This is a genomic window from Dyadobacter sp. HNCC25DJ187 (assembly GCF_056895255.1).
In genome coordinates this window covers 79,004-97,536 of sequence record NZ_JBXHAT010000004.1, presented here as the reverse complement: position 1 = coordinate 97,536, position 18,533 = coordinate 79,004, and the positions used below count along the sequence as shown (strand labels likewise).

Annotated in this window: 10 protein-coding genes; 5 read left to right on the top strand and 5 right to left on the bottom strand. The window is 41.7% G+C overall.

Annotated elements, in window-relative coordinates:
* The first annotated feature begins 65 nt into the window (after window positions 1-65).
* Both purB and AC1XUE_RS23825 read left to right on the top strand, forming a co-directional pair.
* Window positions 66-1,421, top strand: a complete 1,356-nt coding sequence (purB, locus tag AC1XUE_RS23830) for an adenylosuccinate lyase (RefSeq protein WP_483358500.1) — start codon at window positions 66-68, stop codon at window positions 1,419-1,421.
* A 149-nt stretch (window positions 1,422-1,570) separates the two neighbouring features.
* Window positions 1,571-3,004, top strand: a complete 1,434-nt coding sequence (locus tag AC1XUE_RS23825; protein ID WP_483358499.1) for a TlpA family protein disulfide reductase — start codon at window positions 1,571-1,573, stop codon at window positions 3,002-3,004.
* Between the two features lie 90 nt (window positions 3,005-3,094).
* Here the strand turns inward: AC1XUE_RS23825 and AC1XUE_RS23820 are convergent, their stop codons facing one another.
* The 5 genes from AC1XUE_RS23820 to proC all read right to left on the bottom strand — a co-directional run bounded on the left by AC1XUE_RS23820 (window position 3,095) and on the right by proC (window position 11,194).
* Window positions 3,095-5,647, bottom strand: a complete 2,553-nt coding sequence (locus tag AC1XUE_RS23820; protein ID WP_483358498.1) for an adenosylcobalamin-dependent ribonucleoside-diphosphate reductase — start codon at window positions 5,645-5,647, stop codon at window positions 3,095-3,097.
* Window positions 5,648-5,940: 293 nt separating this feature from the next.
* Window positions 5,941-7,860: a S9 family peptidase gene (locus AC1XUE_RS23815; protein ID WP_483358497.1), complete on the bottom strand. Its 1,920-nt coding sequence runs from the start codon at window positions 7,858-7,860 to the stop codon at window positions 5,941-5,943.
* Window positions 7,861-8,506: 646 nt separating this feature from the next.
* On the bottom strand, window positions 8,507-9,202 hold the full coding sequence (locus tag AC1XUE_RS23810; RefSeq protein ID WP_483358496.1) for a HEPN domain-containing protein: 696 nt from the start codon (window positions 9,200-9,202) through the stop codon (window positions 8,507-8,509).
* Entirely contained in the window at window positions 9,189-10,307 is a 1,119-nt protein-coding gene (locus tag AC1XUE_RS23805) for a GmrSD restriction endonuclease domain-containing protein (protein ID WP_483358495.1), read from the bottom strand. The genes AC1XUE_RS23810 and AC1XUE_RS23805 overlap by 14 nt, the downstream gene beginning before the upstream one ends.
* 83 nt (window positions 10,308-10,390) lie before the next feature.
* Complete coding sequence (proC, locus tag AC1XUE_RS23800; protein ID WP_483358494.1) at window positions 10,391-11,194, bottom strand: pyrroline-5-carboxylate reductase; 804 nt, start codon at window positions 11,192-11,194, stop codon at window positions 10,391-10,393.
* A gap of 318 nt (window positions 11,195-11,512) precedes the next feature.
* Between proC and AC1XUE_RS23795 the strand changes: the two genes are divergently transcribed.
* The 3 genes from AC1XUE_RS23795 to AC1XUE_RS23785 are packed head-to-tail and all read left to right on the top strand — an operon-like array spanning window position 11,513 to window position 18,368.
* On the top strand, window positions 11,513-14,920 hold the full coding sequence (locus AC1XUE_RS23795) for a transglutaminase family protein (protein ID WP_483358493.1): 3,408 nt from the start codon (window positions 11,513-11,515) through the stop codon (window positions 14,918-14,920).
* Between the two features lie 24 nt (window positions 14,921-14,944).
* Window positions 14,945-17,500 (top strand): circularly permuted type 2 ATP-grasp protein, encoded by a 2,556-nt coding sequence (locus tag AC1XUE_RS23790; protein WP_483358492.1) that lies wholly within the window; start codon window positions 14,945-14,947, stop codon window positions 17,498-17,500.
* Window positions 17,490-18,368 carry a transglutaminase family protein gene (locus AC1XUE_RS23785; protein ID WP_483358491.1) on the top strand — a complete coding sequence of 293 codons (879 nt, stop codon included), beginning with the start codon at window positions 17,490-17,492 and terminating at the stop codon, window positions 18,366-18,368. The genes AC1XUE_RS23790 and AC1XUE_RS23785 overlap by 11 nt, the downstream gene beginning before the upstream one ends.
* The last annotated feature ends 165 nt before the right edge of the window (window positions 18,369-18,533 follow it).

Here is an 18,533-nt window from a genome sequence, read left to right as displayed (position 1 = left end):
TACAGATATCCGATACCTATTTCTACTAACTTTGCGTGATAATCTATTTTTCTGCATTGAAAATCATGTCATTAAACCAACTCACGGCTATTTCACCGGTAGACGGCCGTTACTACAAACAAGTCTCGGAACTTTCAGCCTACTTTTCGGAATACGCACTGATTTATTACCGCGTATATGTTGAGGTTGAATACTTTATAGCATTGTGTGAAACTTCGCTTCCGCAGCTTGCCGACTTCGATAAAAGTAAATATCCATCTCTGCGTAAGATTTATGAAGATTTTTCGGAGCAGGATGCACAACATATCAAGGATATAGAAAAAACCACCAACCACGATGTGAAAGCGGTTGAGTATTTCATAAAGGAGAAATTTGTTGATCTTGGAATTGACTCGTATCAGGAATTCATCCACTTCGGGCTTACATCTCAGGATATTAATAACACAGCCATTCCGCTTTCACTGAAAGATGCCATGGAGCGTCAGGTAAAGCCATTGTTCCGTCAGGTGCTTTTTGTGTTGAAAAGAATGTCGATTGAATGGAAGAATGTTCCCATGCTGGCATTTACGCATGGACAGCCAGCTTCGCCTACACGTGTAGGAAAAGAGTTTCTGGTTTTTGTTGAACGCATGGAAAGACAGCTTGAAATGCTGGACAAAATACCAAATTCTGCAAAATTCGGAGGAGCGACAGGAAACTTCAACGCGCATCATGTAGCTTATCCAAAGCAGGACTGGATGGCTTTCGGTCATCATTTTGTAGAAGGGCTTGGACTGAAAAGAAGCAGGCATACCACCCAGATTGAGCACTATGACAATCTGGCGGCGACCTTTGATTGTCTTAAACGTTTGAACACGATTCTTACCGATTTGAACCGTGATATGTGGACGTACATATCAATGGGGTATTTTAAGCAAAAGATCAAAGTAGGAGAAATAGGGTCGTCGGCGATGCCGCATAAGGTGAACCCGATTGATTTTGAAAACTCAGAAGGGAACCTTGGATTGGCTTCGGCCTTGTTTGAGCATTTCGCTGCCAAACTTCCGATTTCCCGTTTGCAGCGTGACCTTACAGATTCAACCGTATTGCGCAATATTGGCGTTCCAATCGCGCATCAGTGCATTGCACTTAATTCGTTGATTAAAGGATTGGGGAAAGTAGAACTGAATGGCGAAATACTGAAAGCGGAACTGGAAGATAACTGGGCAGTAGTATCAGAGGCAATCCAGACCATTCTTCGTCGTGAAGGCTATCCGAAACCGTATGAAGCGCTGAAAGAACTGACTCGTACCAACGAAAAAATCACCCACGATTCAATTTCAAGGTTTGTTGAAACACTTGATGTATCTGAGGAAATCCGTGAGGAGCTGAGAGGGATCACGCCTTATAATTATTTGGGGGTCGTTGAGGAAACGAAATAATTAAGGGTTATAGTAGATTAAAAAGGAGTCAATGGCTAACGTTGACTCCTTTTTTGATTTTATACACAATTAAAAATAATTTATATTATATATATAGGTTTTTTGTATATTGGTTGAGTTATTTTTTTTCTCACTTAAATGCAAAACTTATGTTTTTAGAACGACTCAAACTAATAGACGTCTATTTAAAGGTATTTTTTTTGCTGATATTTTTTCACCGTGTGCATGCACAAGGGCCTATTGTACTGTCCAATGAGCAGGCAATCAATCTGAACAATATCAAAAAATTTATCAATGAAAGCCCCAATCCTGATTCATCCTTAAAGTACGCTCAGAAATTTTTCCTACAACCTACCAAGGAAACCACAGGACTGCTGAGTGATTCAATTCACTATTCTCTCGCAGGAATGTTAATTGATACAACATCCGGTACAGATCCCGTAAAAGTGGCCGAGCGAAGGCGTAAAGAGGAATTTGCAAAGGTGCTGATCAATTCCATGACAAAAGATTCGGCAAGTGCATTGGGCAGAATGGCTCGCCCTCTTAATCTATGGATGCAAATTCAGGAGTCTGCCGGAAATCTGACGCTGGTTACAAGGCTCACCAATGACTTTATTCAAAGAGATGTTGAGTCAAATGATTTATATACCAGTAAGTCGGGCAGATATGGTATTCTGATATATAAAACCATCGCAGAGGATCCGGCAATGAATGACCTGTCAGAACGACTTGTTGCTGCTTTAAACAAAAGATTTGCAGCCAGTCAGATGTCTGTTACCGAATCCACTCCTTTTGATGAATTACGCCGACGATCCTGGTTGAGGTATATGTATGCCAGTTTGAATTTATTGAAAGCCAAAGGTACCGAGGATTTAATACAAAAGGACCTTAGCTTGAGAATAGCTTTTGATAACAGTCCTGACAGGATTGATTTAACGAATTACGGATTTTATTACGACATGCCTTTTTTGTTTGGCATTGATAAAATCTCTTTTCAAGATGATTATTTGTCCTTTTTGACAAATCAAAAAGCAGATGTTGATAAAGTACTTCCTGTACTTCTGGAAATGTCTCTGACTGATCCGACATATAAGGAAAAGTTAAAGGAAACGTATAGTCAGGTGAATAGTAAGAAGGATTTTAAGTCTTATTGGCTTGAAAATGTAAATAACAGATCTGTTACTACTCCACCTATTGAACTCAATATGCTGGATGATAAGAAGTTTATAGCTCAGCAATTAACAGGAAAATGGATCTTAATTGATTTCTGGGGAACCTGGTGTGCACCCTGCCGTGAGGAACATCCTGATCTCGAAGATTTGTACAAGTCATTCATCATACCCAAACAAGATCAAATGTCACTTTTAACCATAGCATGTAACGATAAAAAGGAGAAAGTGCTGGGTTATATAAAGGAGAAGCAATTCACATTTCCTGTTGCCATGTCGGATGGAAAAATAGAAAAAAGCCTTGCGATCACTTATTATCCGACCAAATTGTTAATTACTCCACAAGGAAAATACCTCCGCGTACCGAACGGTAAAAACTGGGTAGAGTTTGTAAAACTGTATGCGGATTTGTAAATAATAGTGTTTAATAAACGCAGATCCACGTTTATTGGAGGTAGATTAAGCCTGCCCAACCGCAAAGGTAAAAGCAGGCTTAATACTATTTTACCCACACTTCGAACTCCCGCAATCTTTACATGTCAGACATCCCTCCTGATACATCAGATTCGTAGAATTACAATTTTGGCAGCTTTGCTTCTTTACTTCCGTACCGTCCGGTACATAACGCTTCAAAGCACGCGCTACACCATTTTTCCAGGTATTGATAGATTCGTCCAGCTGTAAACTACTGATCAGGTCAACTACTTTTTCAATCGGCATGCCATGTCTTAGCGTGCTGGAAATCAATTTGGCGTAGTTCCAGTATTCCGGATTGAATTTATGAGACAGTCCCTCAATTGTAGTTTTGTAGCCTCTTGTATTTTTATATTGGAAGTCGTAGCGGGAGCTTCCGTCTGCTTCGCGATTTTTGATGATGGTTCCTTCATTCACCCATCTAGGGATCAAGATACCATCTTCATCATCTGCAAAACCCGTAAAGATCTCATAGGGCTGATCGTCAATCAGTCCGATAAAGGCGATCCACTTGTCTTTCTTGTTTTGGAAACGAACAACATCTGCTTCCAAAGTCTGAGGTCTGATGGTCGGGAAAGGCGTATTGCCTACTATTTCCGGTTCTTTCTGCTTGTCGTCTGCAGAAATAAGAACGCCTGAGCGGGAACCATCGCGGTATACCGTAACTCCTTTGCAACCTGCTTTCCAGGCTTCCATATAACATTCACCAACCAATTCTTCGGTAACATCATTCGGCATGTTGATAGTTACACTGATCGAATGATCTACCCACTTCTGGATCGCACCCTGCATTTTTACCTTATTCAGGTAATTGACATCGTTGGAAGTCGCTTTGTAATACGGCGATTTCTTAACAATCTCTTCCAGTTCTTTTTCTGAGTAATTAACGGCTGTTTCATAGCCATTGATCTCCATCCATTGCTTAAAACGGTGATGGAAAACGATATATTCTTCCCACGAATCACCTACTTCGTCTACAAAATCAACGCGTATGTCTTTGTCGTTAGGATTTACCTTCCTTCTTCTTTTATAAACCGGCATAAAAACCGGCTCGATTCCTGAACTGGTTTGAGACATCAGACTCGTTGTTCCGGTTGGAGCAATGGTGAGTAACGCGATATTTCTCCGTCCGTATTCCAGCATTTCATAATAAAGCTGCGCATCGGCTTCTTTAAGTCGTAAAATGAACGGATTGTTTTTTTCCCTTTCGGCATCGAAAATAGCGAAAGCTCCACGTTCTTTTGCAGTGTTTACAGATGCCCTGTAAGCTTCTAATGCTACGGTTTTGTGTATTTCAACGGAGAAATCTGTACCTTCTTCGCTGCCATATCTGAGTCCGAGTGCTGCAAGCATATCACCTTCTGCGGTGATGCCGATGCCCGTTCTGCGACCTTCTTTTGCTTTAGTCTGAATATTAAGCCAAAGATTACGTTCTGTACGTTTAATTTCCGCGTCTTCCGGATCTTCTTCTATTTTTAGCAGAATAGCATCAATTTTTTCAAGTTCCAGATCAATGATGTCGTCCATCATACGCTGTGCAGCTCCAACATGTTTTTTAAACAGCTCCCAGTTGAACGTTGCCTCTTTGGTAAAAGGATTTTCTACATAAGAGAACAGGTTGATCGCCAGCAGACGGCAGGAATCGTACGGGCACAACGGGATTTCTCCGCAAGGATTTGTTGACACTGTTTCATAACCCAGATCGGCGTAGCAATCAGGTACAGATTCGCGGATAATGGTGTCCCAGAAAAGGATTCCCGGTTCAGCGGAACGCCAGGCATTATGCACAATTTTCTTCCAGAGTGCATTGGCATCAATATCCTTTTGATACAATGGGTTATCTCCTTTAATAGGATATTGTTGCTGATAGGAGCTATTCGACTCCACAGCTTTCATAAATGCGTCGTCGATCCGCACTGAAACATTGGCTCCGGTAACTTTACCGGCTTCCATTTTGGCATCGATAAAGTTTTCTGAATCAGGATGCCTGATCGCAACGGAGAGCATCAATGCACCCCGACGGCCATCCTGCGCCACTTCGCGTGTCGAGTTGGAATACCGCTCCATAAACGGAACAATACCGGTTGACGTAAGTGCGGAGTTTTTTACAGGAGATCCTTTCGGGCGTATATGTGACAAATCGTGTCCAACGCCTCCACGACGCTTCATGAGTTGCACCTGTTCCTGGTCTACCTTCATGATACCTCCGTACGAGTCGGCAGCGGAGCCATTGCCTATTACAAAACAGTTAGATAACGAGGCGATTTGAAACGGATTGCCAATTCCCGTCATCGGGCTTCCCTGCGGAATGATGTATTTGAAATCTTTGATCAGATCAAAAATATCCGACTCACTTAGAGGGCTCGGATAGTTGGCTTCCACACGTGCAATTTCTTTGGCGATACGGCGGTGCATGTCGTCAGGCGTTTGCTCGTAAATCGCGCCATATGAATCTTTCAATGCATACTTATTCACCCATACACGGGCTGCCAGATCATCTCCTTTGAAGTATTGAAGTGAAGCCTGAAAAGCTTCTTCGCTTGTATAAGTTTGTGCGGTTGGTGGGGTCTTTTCGATTTCCATTTGGTGTGTAAAATGGTATAGAATTGGTGAAGACTGTATATCGACAAATTTAAACATTTACTATTTCTGATGATGTATACGTTCAATAAGTTTCCCGAATTTTTTTTTATAGCCTTGTTTTTGAGTAGGTTATGATTTTTGTTGTAAAAAAAAGTGTTCAAAAAATAATTATTTGTTAAAGCGCTATAACGAGAGTGGGTGATCTGGTTAAGTATTAGGGTCTTACAAAAAAGCGACCGGTGGTGACCGGTCGCTATGTGTGCTATAAAAAGAATTATCAGATCCCCAATCGCTCAGCTTTCCTTTCCGGCAGACTTTGATTTGAGGTATTTGTCCAGGAATTCCAGTGTCTTTTTTGAAGTTGTGATCTGATTTTCTTTTTTCACAAAACCATGTCCTTCATCGGGGTAAACCACATACTCCACAGGTACTCCGTTTTTCTTAACTCCCGCAACAATTTCATCGCTTTCCACTTTCAATACCCTTACATCATTCGCACCCTGAAACACGATCAATGGTTTTCTTATTTTCTCATAGTTGAATAGCGGGGATATACTTTTCAGTCGTACACTATCCGCTGTGGACGGATCACCGAGTTCGTCGTAAAGCGCTTTTCTGGCGGCTTCCCAGTAAGGTGGAATGCTTCGCAACGTTCTCAGCCAATTGGCAACGCCAAAAAGGTCGACACCCACTTTGAATTCTTCCCGCTGAAAAGCCAGCGCAGCCAGAACCATGCAGCCGCCATAACTCCCACCGTAAATCCCGATGGCGCTGCTATCAATATAATCCTGACTGGCGAGCCATTTTTTACCCCAGACACAGTCTTTCAAATCGCCGTTGCTATGGTCTTTGTTATCCATTTTATAAAATGTCTTTCCATATCCACTGCTTCCGCGGTTGTTCACAGCGAGTACTGCATAGCCATGGTTCACAAGATACTGGATAGAATTGCTGAATCCGACGCGGCTTTGTCCACCCGGACCGCCATGAACCCAAACCAGCGCAGGAACTTTGGCATTTTTGTCGGCTTGCAGCGGTTTGTAGTATATAGCAGGGATTTCTTTCCCGTCAAAAGATTTGAAACGTACCACTTCGGCTTTCACCAGATCATTCTCATCAATCGCCTTGTTGAGCGTCGATGTCAGTTGTTTCAACTCCTTGTTCTCAAAATTATAGGTGTATAGGTTTGTCGGGCTGGTGCTGCTGCCTACGGTTAACAGCATATTCTTTTCCGTTGGAGAAATAATCACATTCAGCACGTCCGCATCCTTGATGTCCGGGAAATTGATGGCTTTTCCACTTGCGTGATCAAATAGCAATACCTTGTTTTTCCCATCATCATTGATGAAAATGGTATGATACTTCTCGTTTTCACTCAGGCTCATGTTCACCACATCCCATTTGTCTTCAAAGAATTTTTCGGCCCTGCCGCTTTTGATGTTGTATTTGGTGATGTAGGTGAATTCGCTGCCATCGCTGGTCGCGTAGTACATAATGCTGTCGTTTTTCTCAAAAGCCAGCGGGAACCAGATCGCCTCGTTGTCGTTGCTCAGGCGTTTGGTGGTTTTGGAAGTACGGTCGTACAGATAAAGGTCATTTTTATCCGAGGTAATTTCCTTCGTAAGCGCTACATATCTTTCACTTTTGCTCACACCCGACGGCGTGTACCCTTCCTTGTTTTCAAAAAGCAAAGTGGGTTTCCAGGTAGCGGTTTCCAGTTTCCATATATCAAAAAACTTTGCGTCGCGTTGGTTACTGCTCACGTACATCGCTTTTTTGTCGTCGCTCCATCCGGCAAAATTGTTTGCACTTTTTGGCCAGGGTGTGAGATCTTTAGCCGTGGAATCAGTCTTGCTTCTCAAATAAAGATGCGTGTTCTCGTCACCACCCTGATCAGCCGAATAAATGTATTGCTCGCTTTTGGGTAGATAATCCACCGCGAAAAACGATTCCTTTTTAGATGACGTGAGTACTTTGGAAGTCGTATCGGCAACGTTGAGTTCATATACGTTGAAAATTCCGGAGGCGTTATTACTCACCAATATCTTCGATTCATCGGTACTGAAACCAGCCGCAGAGATAGACAGATTACTCGCCAGATCTTCGATGGCGTATTGTTTGGGCGTTCGGGGTTGGTCTTCGTCCTTTCTGGCGCAGGAACCCAACAGCCCGGCCATCAGCACCGCAGCTAACACTGATTTTGATTGAAGCATTTTAGTTGAAGTTTTAGTAAGAGAATTTGACTGTATAAAGATATGAAATACAATTACTTACTAATCAGGGAGGGGAAGTATTGAGTGAGCGGTTGGGTTTGGGAGCTATGTGTATAAAATGTCTATATCATATCCATATTTTATCCATAAAATGCGAAAAGTTTTTATACATTGGAGATGCTGGAGAACTATGCATTAATGTTTGAGGCAGCTTCCTGAAATTATTAGAGCTATTCGTAAAAATTTGATAAACTGTTTTCTGATAACTCGGTGGAGGATCGATACGCTCTGGCGTAATCTCTAAACTAAGACCAACAGGGATTATGGGTTTCGCTTACTTTACGAACGAGAGTAAAAAACTAGAAAATTTACTCTCGTTCGATTGATGATGGTAAGTTTTACTTTTGTTTTTTGGGTGGGTTTTCGCTGTGTTGATCAGGTAAGTTCAGGAACTCAACATGTAGCTGTTCTTGAACGTGTTTGCAAGACCCCGATAACTTCTCTCAACACTGTTGAGAGTTTTGGAAAGGCCTTGTGTGCCGAGAAACTAGTTTTGAATGTTAGTAGAGATATCTTTTAGTTGATAAAAATATTTATACTAGCAAATCATTCTTCTAGATGAGCCATATATCTGATATGTTGATAACTATTTCCAGAATATTTCGGAAGAAGTTGAACAGATATGACTATAGACAATTCTATCAATATATTTTATAAATTCTTGAACATTTTTGAAATGTCTCTTTATGTCATCAAAGGTTAGACTGGTTGAGCTCTGATGCGCAATTGATTCTCTTTGGCTTAGAAAGGATTCAAATGATGTTCTTACATCTTTTTTGGCTTTAGCATTTATTATATCAGTTATGTTTTCTATTCCCAATCGATTGTATACTTTGTTTATATTTTTTATCGATGGATATTTGTTGGTAGAAATAATGTGATTATAATTTATTTGATTTGAAAATGGGATGTCGTCAAAAACTAATTGATATGAAATATTAGATAATTTTAATTTATTAATCAATCTCTTTTCATCCTCTTGGTTGTAAAAATTTTTAAAATGTTCTTTATGATTATCAATTATAGATTTTACTCTAGAGTTTTCAGGTATATGTTTTAATTTTGCTCCTTTTGTTTTGTAATTGTATAATATATTTTGTATGAAATTTTTTGTATAATCTTCAATTCTTGCACTTAACAGAAAAATGCAAGATTGAAATATTAACTGTTTATGCTCATATGAAAGAGGTGAGTATTGATAAGATACTGTTTTTGAAAGTTTATATAATTTTAAGAATTCAAGTTCAAATTCCTCTCTAGCAGAACTTTTAGAATATGCCATATTGTGAAAATATTCTCTTTAAGAACTCGGTATAATCTTCTATTCTTTTGCTAACTACTCTTTTATCTGTAGTGGCCTTTGTAATTGAATTGTAAAATTCATCTGTAGAAAATAAATCTAATAGCTGGTCGATAACTTCTTCTTTATTTATACGTTCTAGATCGGATAATGTAGGATTTAAATAGCTCATGGATAGCATTTGTGCATCAAAAAGAGCAGTGTTGGCTTTTGTCCTTTTTTTACTTTTATCGAAAGTTTTAAAAGATAGATCCCCATATAGTAAATGGCATTTATTTAAATTCTCTTCAAAGTGTTTGGAAAGTGTACCAATTCTTTTTTCATCCATTCCTCTATTTTCCTCTGCGTATTTATTTAAAAATACAGACATAGGTTTTTCGTATTCACCTAGCTTTTCGAATAAAGTAAAATATCTTAAAACTATTTCATCACCTTTCATTCTCTTGTCATTTGTAGTAGAAGTTAATTTCTTAAAGATGGATTTCTGCGCAAGACGCTCTATTTCAGTCATTAATTTGCTGGTGTAGATTCCATGACGTAATTCTTGTGCGTTAAGTTTTACAGATCCTGTATTTAATCTTTCAAATACATCAAATTTTATTTGTGGATGTGTTTCTTTTAATATTGCTATACACCTGATAGTTCTATTTATTATATGACGTTGAAATCTAGGGTCTAGATCTTCAAATGTTAAACTTTCTAATTCAGGATACGTTGCTAGTCCAGTTAATGGAAATTCATTATTCAAAAATAAATTTATGCTGGTTAGCCTTTGATTTCCATCGATAACTGAAAGGGTTTCATCAGAATTCTGGCTTAAATAAACTACTGGTATTGGGCACTGAATAATCAAAGATTCAATTAATCTTGATGCTTGAACTCTATTCCAAACGTAAGCACGTTGAAAATTTGGTATCGCAATATGTCCGTTTTTTATATAATCCTGAATGGTAGAAACTGTAAAGTCATATGTTTCTGTAATTAATTTCCTTTTTTCGGGAGGAATATTTAAAACCTCATACTCGAAATTTTCCTCTTCAGGAAATATTCTGTTCGCTAATAGTGTTGATTTATTATCAATATTCATGATTTGTAGTGTTACTTGGTTTTGTTCTTGCCATTACAATATACAGTTAACTTTTTAATCATCATTAGTTATCATCCCCAACCTCACCCCTTCGACAACTCACTCGACCTCACCTGCGCCGCAATAATCCCCGCCTTCAAAGTCTCATCCAAGCCACCAGCTTCGAATTGCCTCAACGCCGCTTCCGTTGTTCCGCCTTTCGAAGCAACTGCTTTGATTAATTCGTCCAACGATTTATCTGCCGTATTGATCAAATGGAATGATCCAAGCATGGTTTGTTTTACCAATAGCGCCGCTACGGATTCTTCGAAACCCATTTGTTTGCCGGCGTCGATCATCGCTTTTACGACATAAAAGAAGTAAGCGGGGCCGCTGCCGCTCAATGCAGTCACGGCATTCAGTTGTTCTTCATCTTCCAAAAACACCGAACGGCCGGTCGCGTTGATCAGGTTTTCTATTTTGCGTAGCTGACTTATGTCCACTTCCGAGGATGCAGAATAGGCGGTAATACCCATTCCCAGCATCGCAGGCGTGTTTGGCATGGCACGGATCACTGGTTTATGGTCCAGGTTTTTCTGTATCATGTCAATGGTAATTCCTGCCATAATAGAAAGCACCACTTGTTTGTCAGTGATCACTTCACGAAGTGACGCAGATACAGAAAGAAAATCCTGTGGTTTAACAGAAAGAATGATCAGATCGTATTCTCCCACCTGCGGGCCAATGACGCCGGTAATCACACCGGGCTGGAAACTGCTTAATTTCTCGGTGCGGTCTTCACTTTTTTCAACGAGTAAAAAATCTTCTTTTCTTACAAGGTCAAATTTGAGGAATGCGCGTGCGAATGCCATACCCATGTTGCCGCAGCCGATGATTGCAATTTTCATTTTAAATGATTGAATAAGATGATATTGAGATTTGAGACGAATTACGCAACTTTTAACTAAAATATAACCTTGTTCTTAGGAAAGGCGCGGAAATTATAGTGAACTAGCTGAAGCAGACTGCATATCCATATCCAGTGCGATGAATGGGGTTTTTAAATAAAATCAGCTGAGATGTGGTTCGGAATTATGCAGAAATAATATTCTGCCAAAGTATATTATTGTATAAATATGTTTTGAAAAATAACTATAATACATTTTTTTAGGTTAAAAAATATTTACTTGTGCCAAATTATCTGATATCATTGTAATACTCCAAGTATGGCTATAAAAGTTGCTATTTCCCATAAGACAAAATACAAATTCGACCGGAGTGTTTCACTGTCACCACATATCTTCAGGTTACGTCCTGCACCGCATTCGCGTACAGCTATAGAGGGCTATTCTTTTAAAGTTAAGCCGGAAAATCATTTCATTAACTGGCAGCAGGATCCTTTTGGTAATTACCAGGCAAGGGTTGTTTTTCCTGAAAAAGCTACTGAATTGAGTATAGAAGTGGAAGTGATTGCCAAGATGCAGGTCATCAATCCATTCGATTTTTTTGTTGAAGAATATGCTGAAAGATTCCCTTTTGCTTATGAAAAGGGTTTAAAAGAGGAGCTGAGTCCATACCTCGAAGCCAGGGAGTCGGGACCGGCGCTTATGCAGTGGATTGAGGAAAACAGACCGGCAAATGGCATTAAGATCGTAGATTTCCTCGTACATCTGAATCAGAGGTTATTTAATTCGATCGCTTATAACATTCGTATGGAAGCGGGTGTCCAGACCTGTGAAGATACCCTCGGCATCAAAAGTGGTTCCTGCAGAGATTCTGCTTGGTTGTTTGTGCAGGTTTTGCGCCACCTGGGAATCGCTGCGCGCTTTGTATCGGGCTATCTTGTACAGCTTACGTCTGACATCAAGTCGCTGGACGGACCATCAGGCCCCGAAGAAGATTTTACCGATCTGCATGCCTGGGCAGAGGCTTATGTGCCTGGTGCGGGTTGGATCGGTCTGGATGCAACATCGGGATTGTTTGCCAGCGAAGGGCATATTCCGCTTTGCTGCACACCCGATTACGCCAGCGCAGCTCCCGTTTCCGGGGCCACCGATATCTGCGAGGTGAGTTTTGAGTTTGATAATAAGGTTTTCCGTATACATGAAGATCCACGCGTAACCAAGCCATACACTGAAACGCAGTGGAACAAGATCATGGAGGTGGGTGAAGCGGTTGAAAAAGATTTGCAGGAAGGCGACGTTCGCTTGACGATGGGAGGGGAGCCTACATTTATCTCTATTGATGATTTTGAGTCGGCAGAGTGGAATACCGCTGCGGATGGCCCGCTAAAAAGGCAGCTTGCTTATGACCTTTCACTCCGTCTTAAAAACAGGTTTGCTCATGGTGGTTTGCTGCATTTCGGACAGGGTAAATGGTATCCGGGAGAGCCGTTTCCGCGTTGGCAATATGCTTTGTACTGGCGGAATGATGGTGTACCGATGTGGCAAAATGATGATCTGGTTGCCAAGGAAGGCCAAACCAAATATAGCTATCGTGAAGCGGAACAGTTTACTTATGAGCTGACCAGGTACCTGGGAATCGATACCAATAACATCACACCTGCCTACGAGGATCCGATCTACTGGGCGATGGAGGAAGGGAAAATACCTGTGAATGTGGATCCGTTAAAAGTAAATCTGAAGGATTCGATTGAAAGAAGGACATTAGCCAAATTGCTGGAAAGAGGTTTAAACAATCCGGCAGGATTCGTCTTGCCTATTGGCTGGAATGAAACCGGGAAGCACTGGAGTAGTTCTGCATGGCAATTCCGCCGCAACAACTGTTTTCTTATACCCGGCGATTCCGCCGTTGGATTTCGGCTGCCTTTGAAGTCACTTCCCGAGGTTGCAAAAGAACGCAGAGAGCAGCCTGTGGAACGCAGTCCTTTTGAAGATCTGCCTGCTCTGGGCGATTTTCGTCCATTGGTGGAAAGCAGATATGGTTCGGTAGCACCCGCTTATCAGGCCCCTCTTAACAAAATCGCAGATACGGAAGATGAGAAAACAGAGCAAGATAACCAGTTACTCTTCGATATACCGATTATCAAGACTGCTTTAAGCGTTGAGGAACGGGATGGTATTATATATGTTTTCCTACCCCCGACAGACTATCTGGAACATTATGTTGATCTGATCACATCGGTTGAGGCCACAGCCGACAAGCTAAAAATGCCGGTGCGTATTGAAGGTTATGCACCGCCATCAGATTACCGTCTTCAGAAACTGAATGTTACGCCTGATCCGGGTGTGATAGAAGTCAATATTCATCCGGCTAAAAACTGGCAGGAGTTGGTTGATAACATTACGGCGTTGTATGAAGAAGCATTCTTTTCACGCCTGGGTACCGATAAATTTATGGTGGATGGTCGCCATACGGGAACTGGTGGAGGAAACCATGTTACGATTGGAGGCGCAAAACCTTCGGACAGTCCAATTCTGCGACGCCCTGATTTATTGAGGAGTCTGATTACCTACTGGCAACATCATCCCGCATTAAGTTATTTGTTTGCCGGACCATTTATTGGTCCAACCAGCCAGGCACCACGTATTGATGAGGGTAGAGACGAAAAGCTTTATGAAGTAGAACTTGCATTTGAACAGATTCCGGAAGGCGAAGAGGTTCCTTTCTGGATGGTGGATCGCGTTTTCAGGAATTTGCTGGTGGATATTACTGGGAATACACACCGTTCGGAGTTCTGTATGGATAAATTGTATTCTCCCGATTCTGCTACCGGACAACTTGGTTTACTGGAATTCAGGGCGTTCGATATGCCTCCCCACAAGCACATGAACCTGGTACAGACCTTACTGATCAGAGCGCTGATCGCTAAATTCTGGAAAAAGCCATACAAGCATAAGCTGATCCGTTGGGGTACCGAACTGCATGACCGTTTCCTGCTTCCGCATTTTGCATATCTGGATATGGTAGACGTGGTGAACGATCTGAAAGGCGCCGGTTATCATTTTGATATATCTTGGTTCGATCCGTTCTTTGAATTCCGTTTTCCACATTACGGAGGCATTACCGTGGATAACATCCAACTGGAACTTCGCCTGGGTATTGAGCCATGGCATGTATTGGGAGAAGAATTATCTAATTCCGGTACGGCACGATTTGTTGATTCTTCGCTGGAAAGATTACAGGTGAAAGTGTCAGGTTTTGTGGAAGGAAGGCATATTCTTGTATGCAACGGTTGCCGCGTTCCGCTCAGGAGCTCAGGAATCAGGGCTGAATATGTGGCTGGAATCCGCTACAAGGCATGGAATCCGCCCTCCGCATTACACCCTACAATCGGAGCAGATGCACCACTTGTTCTCGACATTGTAGATACTTGGAATAACCGTATATTGGGCGGTTGTACCTACTTTGTTTCACATCCGGGAGGTCGTAGCTTTGACACTTACCCAGTCAATAGCTTTGAAGCAGAATCCAGGAAAATAAGTCTGTTTCAAGGTTTTGGACACACACCTTCGGCCAAGCAGGAAGTGCCCATACTTGAGAAAAACAATGGCGCTGTGTCACGATTTATTGCTGAGACAAAGCAGGAAATGAAAAGTGATACACCTATTGAACTCATCGATCCGGAATATCCTAACACTTTGGATTTGAGGAAATTCTGGAAAAGTAAATAAAAATAATTCTGAATATAACTGAATATGCTTACCGAGGCCGCCGTGAATCTTTTAGAGTCCTATAGAAGCGGGATAGATTCTTATGATGAAATCCTTGATAAAAACGGCCAGGTCAAACCACACTGGCAGGCACTTTTTTCTTCCATGGAAAAACTTGGCCTGCCAGAGTTGCAGAACAGAAATGTAGAAATCATCAGTAAGCTCCGTGAGAACGGCGTAACCTATAATGTATACGATGATGCGGGCGGCACAAACCGTCCGTGGCAGTTGGATCCTATTCCGTTTCTGATTGAACAAAAGGAATGGAATCATATATCAAAAGGTCTTCAGCAAAGAGCCCTATTGCTTGATCTGATACTGAAAGATATTTACGGTCCGAGGAATCTGGTCAAAAACGCGATCATACCCCCTGAACTGGTTTTTGCAAACACAGGATTTTGTCGGTCCTGCAGCGATATCAGGCTGCCCGAAGAAAAACAGCTCAGTTTGTATGCAGCTGACATAGCCCGCGGGCCGGATGGGAAAATGTGGATTTTGGACAACCGTACGCAGGCGCCGTCAGGTTCCGGCTATTCGCTTGAAAACAGGATTGTCATGAGTAAGCTCATTCCGGAACTGGCAGACGGGATGTATGTAAGCAAGCTTTCTCCGTACTTTAATAGTCTGCAAAATACGGTGCTGCGGGTAGCGGATAAAAATAAGGACGCGCCCAACATCGTATACCTGACGCCTGGTCCAAGCAATGAAGCCTATTTTGAACACGCTTATCTGGCATCCCATCTGGGTTACACGCTGGCACAGGGTGATGACCTGATGGTCAGGAACGGTGTTGTATGGTTAAAATCCATTGATGGTTTGCAGCGGGTTGATGTCATCATCAGACGTATAGACGATGATTGGTGTGATCCGCTGGAACTACGGGTGGAATCGAAACTGGGAGTACCAGGTTTATTACAGGCGATCAGGCTTGGCAATGTGCAGGTGCTCAATCCGCCGGGAAGCAGCGTGCTGGAAAACCATGCTTTTCTGGCATTTATGGACAATATCAGTATGTATTTTCTGGGTGAAAAACTGCTGATGCCATCTGTAGCCACCTGGTGGTGCGGTCAGCCGAAGGAACTGAATTATGTAATAAATCATCTGGATGAGCTGATTATCAAAAAGGCAAACAGAAAATCAAAATTCCGGTCCATTTATGGCAGACTTTTGTCTCAGGCTGAAAAAAATGAATTGATCGCACTGGTCAGTTCTAATCCGAAAGAATATATAGCGCAGCAGGAAGTGAGCTTGTCTACTGCTCCTTCTCTCATCGATGGTAACATAGTGCCACGTTATGCTGCGTTGCGTGCCTTTCTGGTGGCAGATGAAAAAGGCTATCATGTGATGCAGGGTGGGCTTACGCGTAGTTCCAGGGTGAAAGACAGATTCCAGATTTCTAATCAGCAAGGTGGTTTTTCAAAAGACACATGGATTGTTTCAGACGAAACGGGCGAAGTGCAGGAACGTGTGGTATTGACCGCTCTACTAGCTGCCAACAAGCATATATCACTGCCAAGCCGGAGTGCAGAAAATCTTTTCTGGGTGGGAAGATATTGCGAGCGGACCATGGCTTTGATCAAGTTTATCAACATTACCATTAACGTTCTTAATCTTGACAGGAACTTCGGAGGAGCGGCAAAGCAGGGGCATATCAAGATTTTGCTACAGGCATTGACACAGCTTTCCTATACTTTTCCGGGCTTTATGGAAGAGCAGCAACTTTCCAAAGATCCTTATCCGGAGATTATTGATCTGGTTTCAAACAATCGTCGTGCAGGTACAGTTGCATCGGGTATCGGTTCATTTCTGAATGCAGTGGGTGCTGTAAGAAATCAGTGGGATCTCGAAACATGGCGCATTATCGATCTGGTCAATAAAGGGCATCATGACCTGATGCACGCATCTTCCATGAACAGTAATAATATTCAGAGAACATTGGATGGTTTGCACAACAACATGTTTATGTTCCTGGGAATTATTGCAGAAAGTATGCCCAGGGATAATAGCTATTTTTTGCTGGAAACAGGTAAGTTGATCGAAAGGATACTGTCCAAGGTAAGTATCATTCAGTCTAACTTCAGTTGCAGAAATAGCGAAAGTGTCGAAAATGAATTAATTGAAGCTACATTAATCAACCACCACTTACTGGTAAGTTACCGGCAGATATACAAATCTCACCTCAGTGTTGCTACCATGCTTGATTTGATTTTGCTGGAGCGTACACATCCTTTTTCGCTGGTATCTATGCTGGATGAGCTGAAGAATAACATTGGTAAACTTCCGGGCAACATACGGGGAGAACGTCTTAATGAGGCACAACAGTTTGCTCTCAAAGCTTCTACACTCGTGAAACTGGCAGATATTGATGCGTTGATGATCTACAATCAAAAACTGGAAAGGAGAGCGCTGACTGATCTGCTGTCTGAAATAACAAATCTGGTCTCATCGGTATCATTTACACTGACAAACATGTATTTCAGTCACACAATCATGCAGCATTCATTTATTAACCGACTGGATAGCGACAAGGATGAAATATAAACTGGTACATAAAACAGAGTATAGCTACGAGGAGCCTGTCAATAACTATCATAGTTTACTTTGCCTTACTCCAAGGGTATTGCCCAGACAGCTTTGTCGTGACTTTTCTATTAAAATTACTCCCGAGCCGGCGGATATTGTAGAAAGAACTGATTTTTACGGAAATACAACTCACTATTTTTCACTTCATTCACCACATAAAAAGCTTACGGTGCTCGCGACCAGTATCGTTGAATCACTTACTGAGACAACTGGCAATCCGCTGGAAAAATCGGTTATTACCTGCGAAGAGGCGACATTGCGAATTCAGGATGACAGACCATTACGGGTTTCCATTCTTGAATATATGCTGACTAGTCCGCTGGTGAAATGGGATGAGCACATTCTTGACTTTGCGAAGGATTGCTTCAAGCCGGATGCTTCTTTGTATAGCTGCGTACAGGCGCTGTGCAGTAAGATTTTTCATGAATTTGATTTCATGCCTGACTTTTCCACAGTTCATACGCCTATACGCGAAGTGCTGGCTGCAAAAAAAGGTGTTTGTCAGGATTTTTCACATCTGGCCATTGCCTGTATCAGAGGATTCGGTTTTCCGGCGCGTTATGTAAGCGGTTATCTGGAAACTTTGCCTCCTCCGGGAAAAGCCAAGTTACAGGGATCTGATGCTTCTCATGCGTGGATATCTGTATTTATCCCGGATTATGGCTGGTGTGATTTCGATCCGACGAATAATGTGGTGCCCAGTGAACGTCACATTGTTACGGCATGGGGGCGCGATTACAGCGATGTTACACCGCTGAAGGGAATTATTTTCAGCTATGGAAAGCATGAACTGAAAGTAGAAGTGGATGTAATTCCTATACAATGACCTGAATATTTAAATATCTGTTTCGATAGATACATGATGTATCCCTACTTAAATCCAAATTTGGTTCAGGTAGGGATTTTTTATGTCTATTCGTAAGGTATTTTATTAGAGGTGCTTATGAGTATCTTTTGAAGATATGTGAGAGTTATTAAAATTAAATTTCTG

What these genes read in the sequence shown, in the direction of transcription:
- purB (WP_483358500.1), top strand. Translation starts at nt 66, where the DNA reads ATGTCATTAAACCAACTCACGGCTATTTCACCGGTAGACGGCCGTTAC.
- AC1XUE_RS23825 (WP_483358499.1), top strand. Translation starts at nt 1,571, where the DNA reads ATGTTTTTAGAACGACTCAAACTAATAGACGTCTATTTAAAGGTATTT.
- AC1XUE_RS23820 (WP_483358498.1), bottom strand. Translation starts at nt 5,647, where the DNA reads ATGGAAATCGAAAAGACCCCACCAACCGCACAAACTTATACAAGCGAA.
- AC1XUE_RS23815 (WP_483358497.1), bottom strand. Translation starts at nt 7,860, where the DNA reads ATGCTTCAATCAAAATCAGTGTTAGCTGCGGTGCTGATGGCCGGGCTG.
- AC1XUE_RS23810 (WP_483358496.1), bottom strand. Translation starts at nt 9,202, where the DNA reads ATGGCATATTCTAAAAGTTCTGCTAGAGAGGAATTTGAACTTGAATTC.
- AC1XUE_RS23805 (WP_483358495.1), bottom strand. Translation starts at nt 10,307, where the DNA reads ATGAATATTGATAATAAATCAACACTATTAGCGAACAGAATATTTCCT.
- proC (WP_483358494.1), bottom strand. Translation starts at nt 11,194, where the DNA reads ATGAAAATTGCAATCATCGGCTGCGGCAACATGGGTATGGCATTCGCA.
- AC1XUE_RS23795 (WP_483358493.1), top strand. Translation starts at nt 11,513, where the DNA reads ATGGCTATAAAAGTTGCTATTTCCCATAAGACAAAATACAAATTCGAC.
- AC1XUE_RS23790 (WP_483358492.1), top strand. Translation starts at nt 14,945, where the DNA reads ATGCTTACCGAGGCCGCCGTGAATCTTTTAGAGTCCTATAGAAGCGGG.
- AC1XUE_RS23785 (WP_483358491.1), top strand. Translation starts at nt 17,490, where the DNA reads ATGAAATATAAACTGGTACATAAAACAGAGTATAGCTACGAGGAGCCT.